The sequence below is a fragment of the Syntrophotalea acetylenica genome, assembly GCF_001888165.1.
Classification (GTDB): Bacteria; Desulfobacterota; Desulfuromonadia; order Desulfuromonadales; family Syntrophotaleaceae; genus Syntrophotalea; species Syntrophotalea acetylenica.
In genome coordinates, this window is sequence record NZ_CP015455.1 from 1,328,209 (window position 1) to 1,343,179 (window position 14,971).

The following is a 14,971-nucleotide window of genomic DNA, read 5'->3' on the forward strand; positions in this document are numbered from 1 at the left end:
TTTGCCGGAGACCGCGCCGATTTGTTAACCATGCTTTGGCTCGATGTTGACAATTGGGGTGCCGTTTCCGATAATGCCGGGTTGGAGGCCGAAGGGCTGAAGTGAAAGGTGAAAGGTGAAAGGTGAGAGGTGAGAGGTGAGAGGTGAGAGGTGAGAGGTGAGAGGTGAGAGGTGAGAGGGAGTGTGTTTTATGCCTGAGAATATTGTTGCCATGGTGCGTCGCATTGCGGACGGCGGCCGGTTGACGGCGGAGGAGGGGCGTCGCATCCTGCGTGCGGGCGGTGCCGAGTTGGGATGGATTCTGGCCGGCGCACAGCAGCTGCGGGAAACCTTTTGCGGTGAGGGGGTCGGGTTGTGCATGATCCTCAACGCCAAGTCCGGGCAATGTTCGGAAGATTGCCGATTTTGCGCCCAATCGGCCCATTACCGGACCGATGCTCCCGTGTTTCCCCTGCAAAGCGCTGGGCGGATCGTGGCCGAGGCGCAGCGGGCCGACAGGGAAGGGGCCCGCTGTTTCGGCATCGTGACCAGCGGCGCCCGCATCTTGCCTGGTGCCGAACTCGAGAGCATTCTTGAAGCCTTGCGCGAGATCCGTGCCACCACCAGCCTTGCGCCTTCCGCATCCCTGGGGATCCTCGATGCCGCGACCGCTTGCGCGCTGGCCGATGCCGGTTGCGTCACCTATCATCACAATCTGGAAACGGCGCGGTCCTTTTTTCCACGGATCTGCACCACCCATGATTATGAAGAAGATCTGCAAACCGTTCGCACCGCCAAACAGGCGGGCATGAAGGTCTGTTGCGGAGGCCTTTTCGGCCTGGGAGAAAGCCCGGAACAGCGACTTGAACTCGGGTTGACGCTGCGCGATCTGGATGTCGATTCGGTGCCGGTCAATTTTCTGCATCCTGTCTCCGGCACCCCTCTTGCGGATACCCGGCCACTGCCGCCGATGGAAGCCTTGAAGATCATTGCCCTGTTCCGTTATCTGATGCCGGATCGGCATCTGACGGTTTGCGGCGGCCGTGGCCGTACCCTTGGTGATTACCAGTCGTGGATTTTTCTGGCCGGCGCCAGCGGCATGATGGTTGGCGATTACCTGACCACTTCCGGTCGGCGGCTGTCCGACGATCTGCGCATGGTAACCGATGCGGAGCTGACTTATGAGCGTTGCTGAGATACCGGCGCCACCCGGCTTGTTTGTAACCGGTACGGATACCGGCGTTGGCAAAACCCTTGTCGGTGCCGCCCTGGCTTATCTGCTGCGCCAGAAAGGCTGCCATGTCGGCGTATTCAAGCCGCTGGAAAGCGGTGTTCCCGATCCGTCCGGTCTGGGAGACGATGGGCGTCTGCTGGCCTGGGCGGCCGCTGTAGGCGAGGAACCCGACCTGATCGGTGCGTACCGGCTTCGTGAACCGCTGGCGCCGTCCCTGGCTCTGCGCCGCGAAGGGATACGGGTCGATTGGCGCGATCTGCTGCGCGCCATTCGCCAGAACCGGATGAAATACGATTTCCATCTGGTGGAGGGTGCCGGGGGGTTGCTGGTGCCGCTGGTCGAGAGGCGGCTGGTCGCGGATCTGGCGGCGGATCTGGGTCTGCCGCTGTTGATCGTGGCACGGCCCGGGCTGGGGACCGTCAACCACACGCTTTTGACCCTTGAAGTCGCCAAGGCAAGAGGGCTGCGGGTTGCCGGTTGGATTATCAGCGGTCTGACGGCTGGGGCCGGCGTTGCCGAGCGCCATGCCGCCGAGGAAATCGCACGGCTCACCGATGCCCCGTGCTGGGGCGTACTGCCCCGGGTTGATGGTACCCCGCAGGAAAAGGTTGTGGAACTTGCCGCTCATCTTGACCGCATGGAAATTTTGGGGAAGATCGGGTGCGGGGGGTAGGGGGCAAGGTTCAAGGTTTAAGGTTTAGGGCTGAGATCAAAAGCCTTTACTTCCACTTCGCCGGTCCCGGCCGGCAGCCGGCATACTTTCTTTACCGTCTGTTCCCCCTTGTGACGCCGCCGGAGTGCAGTGGCCGACGGGCGAATTAGGCGGAAATCTGAGCGTAGCGAATCATTTCCGCCCGCTCGGCGGTATTGAAGTTAAAGGTTGAGAACTGAAAGCTGAGATCAAAAGCTTTTAGTTCAACTTCGCCGGTCCCGGCCGGCAGCCGGCATACTTTCTTTACTCGTCTAAAGAAAGTATGGAAAGAAAGGACGCAGGGTCGGCTATCGCCATTATGATAGGCTCCGGCTCCAAGGGCGCTGGCTTTTGGCACCGTCGCTGCGAATCCATACCGGTTGCGCTGCGTAGGGCTTTTGCGTGACCGTATTGCGTCGCCGGTTTTGCTGGCAGGCTGTTGCGGAAACCGGCGCTGCGGGATTGGTTTACGGCAAACCCGGTTTGCCGTTATGCCGTTTCTTCCCCCTTGTGACGCCGCCGGAGTGCGGTGGCCGACGGGCGAAACAGGCGGAAATCTGAGCGTAAGCGAATCATTTCCGCCCGCCCGGCGGGTGCTGCGCGGAGGGAACCCGCCGCAGGCGGGCCAGGAGCCGGGGTGCCCTTTTTCTGTTTACTCTTTTTGGGCAAGCAAAAAGAGTAAAGCGCCGGGCGGGGGCGCCACCCCGCGACTTTGAAGTTAAAGGTTGAGAACTGAAAGCTGATAGCTGCAAACTGCAAGCTGAGATCAAAAGCTTTTACTTCAACTTCGCCGGTCCCGGCCGGCAGCCGGCATACTTTCTTTACTCGTCTAAAGAAAGTATGGAAAGAAAGGACGCAGGGTCGGCTATCGCCATTATGATAGGCTCCGGCTCCAAGGGCGCTGGCTTTTGTCAGCGTCGCTGCGAATCCATACCGGTTGCGCTGCGTAGGGCTTTTGCGTGACCGTATTGCGTCGCCGGTTTTGGTGGCAGGCTGTTGCGGAAACCGGCGCTGCTAGATTGGTTTGACGGCAAAGCCGGTTTGCCGTCTGTTCCCCCTTGTGACGCCGCCGGAGTGCGGTGGCCGACGGGCGAAACAGGCGGAAATCTGAGCGTAAGCGAATCATTTCCGCCCGCTCGGCGGGTGCTGCACGGAGGGAACCCGCCGCAGGCGGGCCAGGAGCCGGGGTGCCCTTTTTCTGTTTACTCTTTTTGGGCAAGCAAAAAGAGTAAAGCGCCGGGCGGGGGCGCCACCCCGCGACTTTGAAGTTAAAGGTTGAGAACTGAGAACTGAAAGCTGATAGCTGCAAACTGCAAGCTGAGATCAAAAGCTTTTAGTTCAACTTCGCCGGTCCCGGCCGGCAGCCGGCATACTTTCTTTACTCGTCTAAAGAAAGTATGGAAAGAAAGGACGCAGGGTCGGCTATCGCCATTATGATAGGCTCCGGCTCCAAGGGCGCTGGCTTTTGGCACCGTCGCTGCGAATCCATACCGGTTGCACTGCGTAGGGCTTTTGCGTGACCGTATTGCGTCGCCGGTTTTTCAGTTGGGCTGTTGCGGAAACCGGCGCTGCGAGATTGGTTTAAAACGGCGCAGCCGGCGGAAATCTGAGCGTAAGCGAATCATTTCCGCCCGCCTGGCGTTATTGAAGTTAGGGTTTAAGGTTTGAGGACTGATGGCTTATAATCTTACAGCTTGCAACTTACAACTTACAACTTACAACTTACAGCTTACAACTTACAGCTTACAACTTACAGCTTACAACTTACAACTTAACTTACAACTTACAACTTACAACTTACAACTTACAACTTACAACTTACAACTTACAACTTACAACTTACAACTTACAGCTTACAGCTTACAGCTTACAGCTTACAGCTTACAGCTTACAGCTTACAGCTTACAGCTTACAGCTGAGGTAAAATATTATGACCAAAGGTGAATTGTTGCGACTGGATCGCCGGCATGTATGGCATCCCTGCACCCAGGAAAAAGATCACGAACTGCTGCCGCCGATTCCCATCGAGCGCGGGGACGGGGTGTATCTCATCGACCTGGATGGGAGGCGCTATATCGATGGCGTGTCCTCCTGGTGGGTCAACCTGTTTGGCCACAATCATCCGCGCCTCAATCGTGCCCTGCAGGAGCAGGCCGGCAAGATCGCTCATCATATTTTTGCCGGATTTACCCACCAGCCCGCCGTGGAACTGGCCAGCCGGTTGTGTGCCTTGGCCCCGGAGGGACTCAACAGGGTCTTTTTCGCCGATAATGGTTCGGCGGCGGTCGAGGTGGCGCTGAAAATGAGTTTTCAGTTCTGGCAGCAGAGCGGTCGCGCCGAAAAGGTCCGTTTCGTTTCGATCCACGAGGCGTATCACGGGGAAACCGTAGGCGCGCTGTCCGTCGGAGGCTGCGATCTGTATCGGGAAATCTACCGGCCGATCCTGCTTGATACCTTCCAGGCGCAGGGTCCGGACTGTTTCCGCTGTCCCTACGGCAAGCATCGCGATCATTGCGAAGCCGAATGCTTCGAGCATCTTGAACGTCTGGTGACCGAACGGCGGCATGAGATCGCCGCCGTTATCATCGAGCCGCTCATTCAGGGGGCCGCCGGCATGCGGATCTATCCGCCAATATATCTGCGCAAACTGCGTGCTCTCTGCGATGCTTGCCAGGTGCATTACATCGCCGACGAAATCGCCGTCGGCTTCGGCCGTACCGGGCGTATGTTCGCCAATCAACATGCCGGTGTGGCACCGGATTTTCTGTGCCTTTCCAAAGGCATCACCGGCGGTTATATGCCGCTTTCCGTCGTGTTGACCCGGGACGATATCTACGCGGCGTTTTACGATGACTACGCGACCCTCAAGGCGTTTCTGCATTCCCATTCATACACCGGCAACGCCCTCGCCTGTGCCCTGGCCGTGGAGGTTCTGAACATCTTCGAGCAGGAAAATATTCTGGAGTTCCTGAAGCCGAAGATGGCGCTGCTCGATGCCTTTGCCTCGAAGTTCGAAGGCTTGCCGGAGGTCGGGGAGTTCCGGCGGTGCGGCATGGTTGCCGCCGTGGAGCTGGTGAGGGACAAGCGTTCCAGGGAACCGTTTCCATGGCAACAGCGCCGGGGCTACCGGGTTTACCGGAAAGCCCTGCAAGACGGCGCCCTGTTGCGGCCTTTGGGCAATGTGGTGTATTTTATGCCGCCCCTGACGATCGACGAGGCAGTGCTTGAGGAATTGCTGGAGATTGCTTATCGTGCCATTGAGGGGAGTAGGGGGAGGGCTGAAGGCTGAAAGCTGAAAGCTGTAAGCTGTAAGCTGTAAGCTGAGGTCAAAAGCTTTTACTTCAACTTCGCCGGTCCCGGCCGGCAGCCGGCATACTTTCTTTACTCGTCTAAAGAAAGTATGGAAAGAAAGGACGTAGGGTCGGCTATCGCCATTATGATAGGCTCCGGCGCCAAGGGCGCTGCCTTGTGTCGGCGGCGCTGCGAATCCACAACGGTTGCGCTGCGTAGGGCTTTTGCGTGACCGTGTTGCGTCGCCAGTTTTGCTGGCAGGCTGTTGCGGAAACCGGCGCTGCTATATTGGTTTGACGGCAAACCCGGTTTGCCGTTATGCCGTTTTATTCCCCCTTGTGACGCCGCCGGAGTGCGGTGGCCGACGGGCGAAACAGGCGGAAATCTGAGCGTAAGCGAATCATTTCCGCCCGCCCGGCGGGTGCTGCACGGAGGGAACCCGCCGCAGGCGGGCCAGGAGCCGGGGTGCCCTTTTTCTGTTTACTCTTTTTGGGCAAGCAAAAAGAGTAAAGCGCCGGGCGGGGGCGCCACCCCGCGGTATTGAAGTTAAGGGTTGAGGGCTGCGGACTGGTAGCTGGTAGCTGTAAGCTGCGAGCTGTAAGCTGAGGTCAAAATCTTTTACTTCAACTTCGCCGGTCCCGGCCGGCAGCCGGCATACTTTCTTTACTCGTCTAAAGAAAGTATGGAAAGAAAGGACGCAGGGTCGGCTATCGCCATTATTGATAGGCTCCGGCGCCAAGGGCGCTGCCTTTTGGCACCGTCGCTGCGAATCCATACCGGTTGCGCTGCGTGGGGCTTTTGCGTGACCGTGTTGCGTCGCCGGTTTTGGTGGCAGGCTGTTGCGGAAACCGGCGCTGCGAGATTGGTTTATCGGCAAACCCGGTTTGCCGACCATTTCCCCTTGTGACGCCGCCGGAGTGCAGGGGCCGACGGGCGACAAAGGCGGAAATCTGAGCGTAAGTGAATCATTTCCGCCCGCCCGGCGGGTGCTGCACGGAGGGAACCCGCCGCAGGCGGGCCAGGAGCCGGGGTGCCCTTTTTCTGTTTACTCTTTTTGGGCAAGCAAAAAGAGTAAAGCGCCGGGCGGGGGCGCCACCCCGCGGTATTGAAGTTAAGGGTTGAGGGCTGAGGACTACAAGCTGATAGCTGATAGCTGACTTCAAAACCTGATGCTCTTTCCAGGGAAGACGGTGTATCCATGCAGAAAGCCGAGGAAAACCTTGTTGGTGGTGACGGTCTGCTGGTGATCGATATTCAGCGGGATTTTTGTCCCGGCGGGGCGTTGCCGATTGCCGGGGGCGACCTGGTTGTGCCGGTGATCAACGGCTGGATCGCGGCCGCTGTGCGTAACAAGGTGCCGATCTACTATTCGCGGGACTGGCATCCGCGCGGCCATCCCAGTTTCAAAAAAAACGGCGGCGACTGGCCCGAACATTGCGTGCAGGATACGCCGGGCGCCGCGTTTCATCCCGCGCTCGATCTGGTGCCGGATCCGGTGGTCATTTCCAAAGGGTCGCGTTTTGACCAGAACCAGCTTTCGGTTTTCAACCGCACCGGGTTTGCCGACAAGTTGCGCCTGGACGGCGTCAAACGGCTCTGGCTGGCCGGGCTCGCCCTCGATGTGTGCGTCCTGGAGACCGCCCTGGATGGCGTGCGCGCCGGTTTCAAGGTTGCCGTGGTGGTGGAGGGCTGTCGTCCGGTGACCGGGGAAGGCGGCAGGCAGGCGCTCGACGCCATGCGTCGCGCCGGCGTGTATCTGACAACGGACAACTGATCAACCTGGAGTTTCTTTTGACCGTTATGGCATGGGGTGGCGTTGCGGCGCTGCTGATATGGATTGGTTTGTGGCGGTGGCATGCCGGTTTCTGGCGCATCGCGCCGGTGCTGCCCGAGGCGCATCGGGCCGATGTTTGGCCGGCGGTGGATGTCATCATTCCCGCACGCAACGAAGCGGATATCCTGCCTTCCTCCCTGCCGACGATTCTGCGGCAGGAGTATGCCGGTGTGCTGCGGGTGTTTCTGGTGGACGACCACAGCGACGACGGTACCGCCGATGTGGCCGCAAGGCTGGCTGCCAAGTGCGAGCATGGCGATCGGCTGACCGTGGTGTGCGCCGCCGACCGGCCGCAAGGCTGGACCGGCAAGCTCTGGGCCTTGTGGCAGGGGATGCAGGCCTGCGGCCACAGCCCGGCGCCGCTGCTGCTGTTTACCGATGCCGATATCGCCCATGCGCCATCGAGCCTGTCCAGGCTGGTGGCCCAATCCACCCGGGGCGATTACGATCTGGTGTCGCTGATGGCCCGGCTGCAGGCCAGCGGTTTCTGGAGCCGCCTGCTGGTGCCGGCGTTCGTGTATTTCTTCGCCATGCTTTACCCTTTTCGACGGGTATGCGATCCGCGCAGCAAAGTTGCCGGCGCCGCGGGTGGGTGCGTGCTGCTGCGCCGCCAGGTTCTGGAGGAAGCCGGCGGTCTGCCCGCCATCGCCGGCGCCCTGATCGACGATTGTTCCCTCGGGCGGCTCATCAAGCAGCGCGGGCGCCCTGGTGGCGGCCGCATCTGGCTCGGTTTTACCCGGGAGGTGGTCAGCACCCGTCCCTGCGGGGATCTTGGTACGGTCTGGCGCATGGTTGTGCGCACCGCCTTCGTGCAGTTGCGCCATTCCTGGCTGCTGCTGGGAGGCACCGTCGGTGCAATGCTGCTGGTATTTCTCTGGGGGCCGCTGTGCCTGCTGCTGGCTGGCCCAAAGCTGCTTCTGTATCGCGCTACGCCGGCCGGTTTGACGGCCGGAGCCTGCGGGTTGGCAAGCTGGCTGCTGATGGCGCGCACGTTTCGTCCCATGACCCGCTGGTACGATCAGCCATGGGGCATCGCCTTGCTGCTGCCGCTGGCTGCCGCCGTCTACACGCTGATGACCATCCATTCCGCCTTGTGCTATCTGCGCGGCGCCGGTGGGGCATGGAAAGGCCGCACCTATGGGGCTCCCGCCCACCATCGTTGAGTCATTTTTTTGGCCAGACAGGATTTTTTGACCGCTCGCAAAGGCCGGGCCGGCCGAGGGTCGGCGTCTGTGCCGCGTCTGCGCCGATATCCGAATCTGGCCCGCTATTTGCAAACAACCGATTTTTCAGAGCAAACCTTGCGGCGCCTGTTAATGGCTGCCGAGCGTGGTTTCCCATAGGCAAACCACGCTGTAGTCATCTGCCGTTTCCGGATGGACACGACCCTGAAAAGTTGCATTGTGGAAAATGACAGGCAAGTGGCGTTGAACCTTTGCCCAAAAAGGTTTACCGGTTGCCTTTTGTGTTGCCCATGGTATAGAGTGGCGTTTGAGCTTGGCCTAATATAAGAATTCATTAATTGCCCGTGGCGGTTATTTCTGTCACCAGGCCGCAACGCCCTGTTCGACATTTCATTCTCTATCTTATTTTATTCGAAGGGGAACCATGAACCGAAACGCCTGTTGGAAATCCTGCATCGGTTTGCTGTCAAGCCTGTTGGCGCTGGCCGGTTGTACATCGCTGACCGATCTCGACCCCGGAACCGTCAAGCAGATCTACGGCGAGCGTTATTCCGCCGTCGTCGAACGGGAGGCCGTCGAGGTCGGCCTGGGGCAGGATGCGGTTCAGCCCGAAAAGGAATACCTGGTCGGCGCTAACGATATCCTGTACGTGAATGTCAAGGGGCATCCGGAGCTGAGCAGCCCCGGCATCATGGTCGGGGGCACCAACAAGGTTTCCGGCAGCCGCGTCGACGGGCTGGGCCGGGTGCACCTGCCCATCGCCGGCAGTGTCGCCGTGGCGGGCATGACCATCGAACAGGTCACCACGCACATCCAGAACGTGTTCCGCACCTATCTCCAGGATCCCTGGGTGGTGGTGGAGATTTCCGAATACCGCAGCAAGCCCCTTTACCTGCTGGGGCAGTTCAACGCTCCGGGCACCTACTACATGGACCGTGCCTACTCCCTGATGGAGGGGCTGGCCCTCGGCAACGGGCTCAAGGATATCGCCAATCTGCGTGCCGCGCGCATCATCCGCAACGGCAAAACCATCCCCGTCGATATTTACCGGCTGCTGCAGGAAGGCGATCAGTCGCAGAATACCTGGCTGACCGCCAACGATGTCATCTTCGTGCCCGACGACAAGAATCAGAACGTTTTCGTATTCGGCGCCGTCAAAAAGGCCGGGCCCGTTGTCATGCCCAACGGCCGGCTGACCCTGGCCCAGGCCCTTGCCAGCGCCGACCTGAACGAAGGCAGCGCCCGTCCCACCCACGTGCGCATCATTCGTTCCCTGTCGCCGACCCGGGGCGAACTGCTGGTGCTCGATCTCGCGCAGATTCTGCGCGGCGAGGCACTGCCGTTTCCTCTGAGCGAAGGGGATGTTGTCTATGTGCCGCGCAATGGCGTGGGCTCCTGGAACCTGGCCATCCAGGAGATCCTGCCGTCGCTGCAGGCGATCAGTTCGCTGCTGCAGCCCTTCGTGCAGATCAAGGTTCTCACCGACTGATGGCGGGTCGGCAGCTTTTCAACGGCAGGGTTCAGTGGGACGAGGCTTGCCGGATATACTGAATGTTTCTGTCGCCGGGGCACGGCAAGCGTGCCGTGTCCGGGGACAGCGAACGGATTCATAACCAGGATGTGACGATGGAAAACCCGAACCCGTACAATGGCTATACCTATATCGATGAAGAAGAAGTTCATCTGCAGGACTACATCAACGTTCTGTTCCGGCGGCGCAAATCGGTTGTTTTCGCCTTCTGCGCGATTTTCCTTTCGGTGGCGCTCTACACCTTTCTCGTCAGTCCCCTGTTCGAGGCCAAAGCCACCCTGCATGTGCGTGACGAAAAGGTCAACGGCAACGGATTGCTCGACGATCTGGGGCTGAGCCGCGAAAACCCCATCGAGACCGAGGTCGAGATTCTGCGCTCGCGCACCAACATCGAAGAAGTGGTCAAACGCCTGCATCTCGACTGGCAGATCGACAAACAGTCCGACGAGATGGATTTTGCGGTGCGCGAATTCGCCTCCACGGCGGAAAACCCCCATTACGTGGTGCGCCTGCTGGACGCCGGCCGCTATCGGGTGGCCGACGCCGATGGCAATGCGGTCGGGATTGGACAGGCCGGGCATCTGTTTTCGGCGGGCGGCTTGCGTCTGCTGATCGACAACCTGCGCGGTCACGAGGGGCAGGAATTCGAATTGAGCCTGCGGCCCTTCAACCAGGTGGTGCTGGGGTTGCGGGAGGCTATCAAGGCCTCCGAGGTTGGCAAGGGGACCAATATCATCCAGGTGAGCTACCGGCACACGGATCCCGAACTGGCCAGCGAGGTGGTGAATGCCCTGTCCAGCGTCTACCTTGAGCGCAATATCCTGCTCAAATCCGAGGAAGCCAACAAATCGGTCGAGTTCATCGACAAACAGCTGCAATCGGTACGGGAAAACCTGGACACCGCCGAGGAGCAGCTGGCCGCGTACAAAAGCACCTCCGGCGTGGTGGAGATGGGCACCGAGGCCACCAGCCTGATCGGCCTGCTCACCGGCCAGGAAAAAGAGCTGGCCAGCGTCGAGCTGCTGCGCCGTCAGGCCCAGTTTGCGGTGGCTTCCCTGAAAACCGCCATGGCGCAGAAAAAGAGCTATGTCCCCGCCGTGCTGATGGACGACCCGGTGGTTTCGTCCATGGCGGAAAAACTGGCGACCCTCGAAGTGGAGAAGCGCCGCCTGCTGGTCGATCTGACCGAGATGCATCCCGATGTCCGAGCCGTGCAGGGACAGATCATGCAGATCCAGGACAAGCTGCTGTCCACCTACCAGCAGCTGCTGTCCGGCCTGAGCAAGCAGTCCGATACGGTGCGCGGCGATCTGCAGCGCTACGAAGCCCGCGTGCGGCAGCTGCCCGCCGCCGAACGGGACCTGGCGCGCTTGACGCGCCGCTCCACCGTCAATGCCGAGATCTACACCTTCTTGCTGCAGAAGCACGAAGAGGCGCGCCTGGCGCGGGCCGCGACCATCGGCAACGTCAATATCATCGATCCGGCCATCGTCCCCGACAGGCCGGTCAAACCGCAGAAAGCCAAAAATCTGCTGCTGGGGCTGATCGTCGGCTGCATGGCCGGTATCGGACTGGCTTTCCTGCTCGAATACCTGGACGACTCCATCAAGGACGGCGAACTCGCCAAGCGCGAAGTCGGCGTGCCGCTGCTGTCCGTCATCCCCTATATTGGTCTCGACCGCAAGGGCAAGGACCGCCAGGCCCTGGTTGATGGTAACAGCAGCCGGCGCGTGCTGATTGCCCAGTTCAAGCCGAAATCCGCCGCCGCCGAAGCTTTCCGCAGCCTGCGTACCTCCCTGCATTTTTCCTCCTTGGGACGCGATAAAAAGGTGCTGCTGGTGACCAGCGCCTTCCCCTCGGAAGGCAAGACCACCATCTCCGGCAATCTCGCCGTGACCCTCGCCCAGACCGGCAACCGGGTGTTGCTGGTAGGGTGCGATCTGCGCAAGCCGACGTTGCAGGAGATGTTCGGCGATCATCACGCCGTCGGCCTGACCGAGGTGCTGGTCGGCGACGCCAAAGTCGAAGAAGCGATCAAACCGACCGGCCTGTTCCAGCTGGATTTCCTGCCGTCCGGGGCGGTGCCTCCCAACCCGGCGGAGTTGCTGGAATCGCAGCGCATGAAAAATCTGGTCCGCGAGCTTCGCGATCAATACGATGTCATTCTGCTGGACGCTCCTCCGGTGCTGGCCGTCACCGACGCCACCATCCTCACCTCCCTGGCGGAGCAGGTGGTGTGGGTGCTGCAGGTCGGCGGCGTCTCCATCAAGGCCGCCCGCCGGGTCAAGGAAATCATGGACAACATCAAGGCGCCGCTGATCGGGTTTGTCCTCAACGACAAGAACCAGGAAGGGCAGGGCTATTACGGCGGCTACAGCCGCTATGGCAGCTATGGCCGCTACGGTTATGGGTACGGGTATGGCTATGGCTATTACCAGCAGGACAAGATGACCGCCAAGCCCGGTGTCGTGGGGAGGTTGCTGGGGCGCTGGACGGGTAAGGAGGGGTGAGGGGTTGAGAGCTGTAAGCTGTAAGCTGCGAGCTGAGTGCTGAGTGCTGAGTGCTGAGTGCTGAGTGCTGAGTGCTGTAAGCTGCGAGCTGAGGTCAAAAGCTTTTACTTCCACTTCGCCGGTCCCGGCCGGCAGCCGGCATACTTTCTTTACCGTTTTATTCCCCCTTGTGACGCCGCCGGAGTGCGGTGTCCGACGGGCGAAACAGGCGGAAATCTGAGCGTAAGCGAATCATTTCCGCCCGCCCGGCGGGTGCTGCACGGAGGGAACCCGCCGCAGGCGGGCCAGGAGCGGGGTGCCCTTTTTCTGTTTACTCTTTTTGGGCAAGCAAAAAGAGTAAAGCGCCGGGCGGGGGCGCCACCCCGCGGTATTGAAGTTAAGGGTTGAGAACTGAGGACTGAAAGCTGATAGCTGAAAACTGCCGGCTGTAAGCTGACGCTGCGAGATTGATTTAAAACTGCAATCCGGCTAAGTTGTCTTTAAAAGAACACAAAAAAGATTCCTGCAGGAGGGGCAAATTCCCCTCCTGTTTCTTCCCAGGGAAGGGAAACCATGATTGACTGGCATTGCCATCTGCTGCCAGGCCTGGACGACGGCTCCAGAAATCTTGACGAGTCGCTTGCCATGGGGCGGTTGCTGGCCGAAGCGGGATTCACCGATATCTACTGCACACCCCATTGCCTGCACGGTGCCTACGATAATACGCCGCGCGGCGTGCGGCACGCCACCAGCGGTCTGCAGCAGGCTTTTCTGGAGCATGGCATCCCTCTGACCCTCCATCCCGGCATGGAGTATTATCTCGATGAAATCATGCTGGCCAATCTGGACGCCCTGCAGCCTCTCGGCGACACCCGGCTGGTACTGGTCGAAGCCGCCCAGCAGGCCTCCCCGGAATTCGTCAAGCAGGCTCTTTTCCAGCTTTTGAGACGCAAATGGGTGCCGGTCATGGCCCACCCCGAAAGATTTCCCCTGTTTGAAAGATCCCCCGCCCGTGAAACCCCCTGCGGCTGGCTGCGACGGCTCTGGCCCTTGCGCAAGATGTCTTCACTACCGGTTGTGCCGCAAACCGAACCCCTCACGCAGACCCTGGCAAACATGGGGTGCCTGTTTCAGGGCAATATCTCCAGCTTTGCCGGTTGGTACGGTCCCGATGTCACGGAGCAGGCCCGTCTGCACCTTGCCGGCGGCTTGTACGATTATTTCGGCACCGATGCCCACAACCCCAAGGGGCTGAAAAAAACCCTTGCCGCCGGACTGGATGCCATCGCCGCCCTGCAGGCTGAAAATTGCCGGGGCGATGGTATTCTGGCAAAAGGCTAGCGGGCGCCGGCAACTTATCGCCATCTGACAACTTACCCCAGATAAGGACTCGATCATGAACCTGACCGTCATCGGAACCGGCTATGTCGGACTTGTTACCGGCACCTGCTTTGCGGAAATGGGCAACACCGTCACCTGCGTCGACACCGACCCCGCCAAGGTCGCCCAGCTCGGGCAGGGCCAGATTCCGATATTCGAGCCGGGCCTGGACGCGATGGTGAAAAACAACAGCAAGGACGGCCGCCTGCGTTTTACCACCTCGCTGGCCGAAGCCATGGCCGACTCGCAGATCTATTTCATCGCGGTGGGCACGCCCTCCAATGGCGATGGCAGCGCCGATCTTCGGCAGGTGCTCGCCGTGGCGCGGGAAATCGGCCGCCATCTGAACGCCTATGGCGTGGTGGTGGACAAGTCGACGGTGCCGGTGGGCACAGCAGAGAAGGTGCGCGAGGCCATTCAGGGTGAATTGCAAAGCCGCGGCGTGAACATCGATTTCGATGTGGTCAGCAACCCCGAATTTCTCAAGGAGGGCGCCGCCATCGACGACTTCATGCGGCCCGATCGCATTATCGTCGGCAGCGACAGCGACCGTGCCCGGGAGATCATGCGGCAGCTCTACGCGCCCTTCAACATGAATCGCGACCGTACCCTGTACATGGGGGTGCGCGATGCGGAGATGACCAAGTATGCCGCCAATGCCATGCTCGCCACCAAGATCTCCTTCATCAACGAGATTGCCGGGTTGTGCGATCGGCTCGACGTCGATGTGGAGAATGTGCGCCTCGGCATCGGCTCCGACGCGCGTATCGGTTACTCCTTTATCTATCCCGGCTGCGGCTACGGCGGCTCCTGCTTTCCCAAGGACGTCAAGGCCATCATCCACCTGGCTGAAAGCTGCCGCTTCGAGCCCAGGCTGCTGCGCTCCGTCGAGGAGCGCAACCAGGCGCAGCGCCGGGTTCTGTGCCAGAAAGTCCGCGAACGCTTCGGCGACGATCTCAGCGGCTTGACCTTCGGTGTCTGGGGACTGGCCTTCAAGCCCGGCACCGACGACCTGCGCGAAGCGCCGGCGGTGGTGCTGCTGCACGAACTGATCGGCGCCGGCGCCAAAGTTCGCGCCTACGATCCGGTCGCCATGGACGCCGCCCGCCGCCAGCTGCCGGCGGCCTGGTTCGACAACGGCGATCTGGTACTCTGCGAGCACCAGTACCATGCCTTGCAGGACGTCGATGCCATGATCCTGGTCACCGAGTGGAAACCCTTCCGCACCCCCGATTTCCACGCCATGCGCAAGTTGATGAAACAGCCGGTCATCTTCGACGGTCGCAACCAGTATGAACCGCAAACTGTCAAACAAGCCGGATTCGAGTATCAAGGCATTGGGCGTAAAAGCTGAACCT

Annotated in this window: 9 protein-coding genes; all 9 read left to right on the forward strand. The window is 60.2% G+C overall.

Features of this window, described 5'->3' with window-relative positions; translation table 11 throughout:
* Window positions 1-190: 190 nt before the first annotated feature.
* The 9 genes from bioB to A6070_RS06100 all read left to right on the forward strand — a co-directional run bounded on the left by bioB (window position 191) and on the right by A6070_RS06100 (window position 14,967).
* Complete coding sequence (bioB, locus tag A6070_RS06055) at window positions 191-1,174, forward strand: biotin synthase BioB (protein ID WP_072287492.1); 984 nt, start codon at window positions 191-193, stop codon at window positions 1,172-1,174.
* Window positions 1,161-1,886: a dethiobiotin synthase gene (gene bioD / locus A6070_RS06060; RefSeq protein WP_072287493.1), complete on the forward strand. Its 726-nt coding sequence runs from the start codon at window positions 1,161-1,163 to the stop codon at window positions 1,884-1,886. The genes bioB and bioD overlap by 14 nt, the downstream gene beginning before the upstream one ends.
* Before the next feature lie 1,948 nt (window positions 1,887-3,834).
* A complete protein-coding gene (gene bioA, locus A6070_RS06070; RefSeq protein ID WP_072287494.1) occupies window positions 3,835-5,193 on the forward strand; it encodes an adenosylmethionine--8-amino-7-oxononanoate transaminase in 1,359 nt (452 codons plus the stop codon).
* A gap of 1,200 nt (window positions 5,194-6,393) precedes the next feature.
* Window positions 6,394-6,969 (forward strand): isochorismatase family protein, encoded by a 576-nt coding sequence (locus A6070_RS06075; protein ID WP_072287495.1) that lies wholly within the window; start codon window positions 6,394-6,396, stop codon window positions 6,967-6,969.
* Window positions 6,970-6,995: 26 nt separating this feature from the next.
* Complete coding sequence (locus tag A6070_RS06080; protein WP_145926481.1) at window positions 6,996-8,192, forward strand: glycosyltransferase; 1,197 nt, start codon at window positions 6,996-6,998, stop codon at window positions 8,190-8,192.
* 445 nt (window positions 8,193-8,637) lie between these two features.
* On the forward strand, window positions 8,638-9,702 hold the full coding sequence (locus A6070_RS06085) for a polysaccharide biosynthesis/export family protein (protein WP_072287497.1): 1,065 nt from the start codon (window positions 8,638-8,640) through the stop codon (window positions 9,700-9,702).
* 62 nt (window positions 9,703-9,764) lie between these two features.
* The gene (locus A6070_RS06090) at window positions 9,765-12,254 is read left to right on the forward strand and encodes a polysaccharide biosynthesis tyrosine autokinase (RefSeq protein ID WP_235605418.1); all 2,490 of its coding nucleotides are present in this window, start codon (window positions 9,765-9,767) and stop codon (window positions 12,252-12,254) included.
* 552 nt (window positions 12,255-12,806) lie between these two features.
* Window positions 12,807-13,574, forward strand: coding sequence for a tyrosine-protein phosphatase (locus tag A6070_RS06095; RefSeq protein WP_072287498.1), 768 nt, complete (start codon window positions 12,807-12,809; stop codon window positions 13,572-13,574).
* Window positions 13,575-13,629: 55 nt separating this feature from the next.
* The gene (locus tag A6070_RS06100; RefSeq protein WP_072287499.1) at window positions 13,630-14,967 is read left to right on the forward strand and encodes a UDP-glucose dehydrogenase family protein; all 1,338 of its coding nucleotides are present in this window, start codon (window positions 13,630-13,632) and stop codon (window positions 14,965-14,967) included.
* Window positions 14,968-14,971 lie beyond the last annotated feature (4 nt).

Bases quoted from the DNA above. Each gene is read 5' to 3' on its own strand.
- A6070_RS06100 (WP_072287499.1), top strand. From the start codon at position 13,630: ATGAACCTGACCGTCATCGGAACCGGCTATGTCGGACTTGTTACCGGC.
- bioA (WP_072287494.1), top strand. From the start codon at position 3,835: ATGACCAAAGGTGAATTGTTGCGACTGGATCGCCGGCATGTATGGCAT.
- bioB (WP_072287492.1), top strand. From the start codon at position 191: ATGCCTGAGAATATTGTTGCCATGGTGCGTCGCATTGCGGACGGCGGC.
- A6070_RS06095 (WP_072287498.1), top strand. From the start codon at position 12,807: ATGATTGACTGGCATTGCCATCTGCTGCCAGGCCTGGACGACGGCTCC.
- A6070_RS06085 (WP_072287497.1), top strand. From the start codon at position 8,638: ATGAACCGAAACGCCTGTTGGAAATCCTGCATCGGTTTGCTGTCAAGC.
- A6070_RS06080 (WP_145926481.1), top strand. From the start codon at position 6,996: ATGGCATGGGGTGGCGTTGCGGCGCTGCTGATATGGATTGGTTTGTGG.
- bioD (WP_072287493.1), top strand. From the start codon at position 1,161: ATGAGCGTTGCTGAGATACCGGCGCCACCCGGCTTGTTTGTAACCGGT.
- A6070_RS06090 (WP_235605418.1), top strand. From the start codon at position 9,765: ATGTTTCTGTCGCCGGGGCACGGCAAGCGTGCCGTGTCCGGGGACAGC.
- A6070_RS06075 (WP_072287495.1), top strand. From the start codon at position 6,394: ATGCAGAAAGCCGAGGAAAACCTTGTTGGTGGTGACGGTCTGCTGGTG.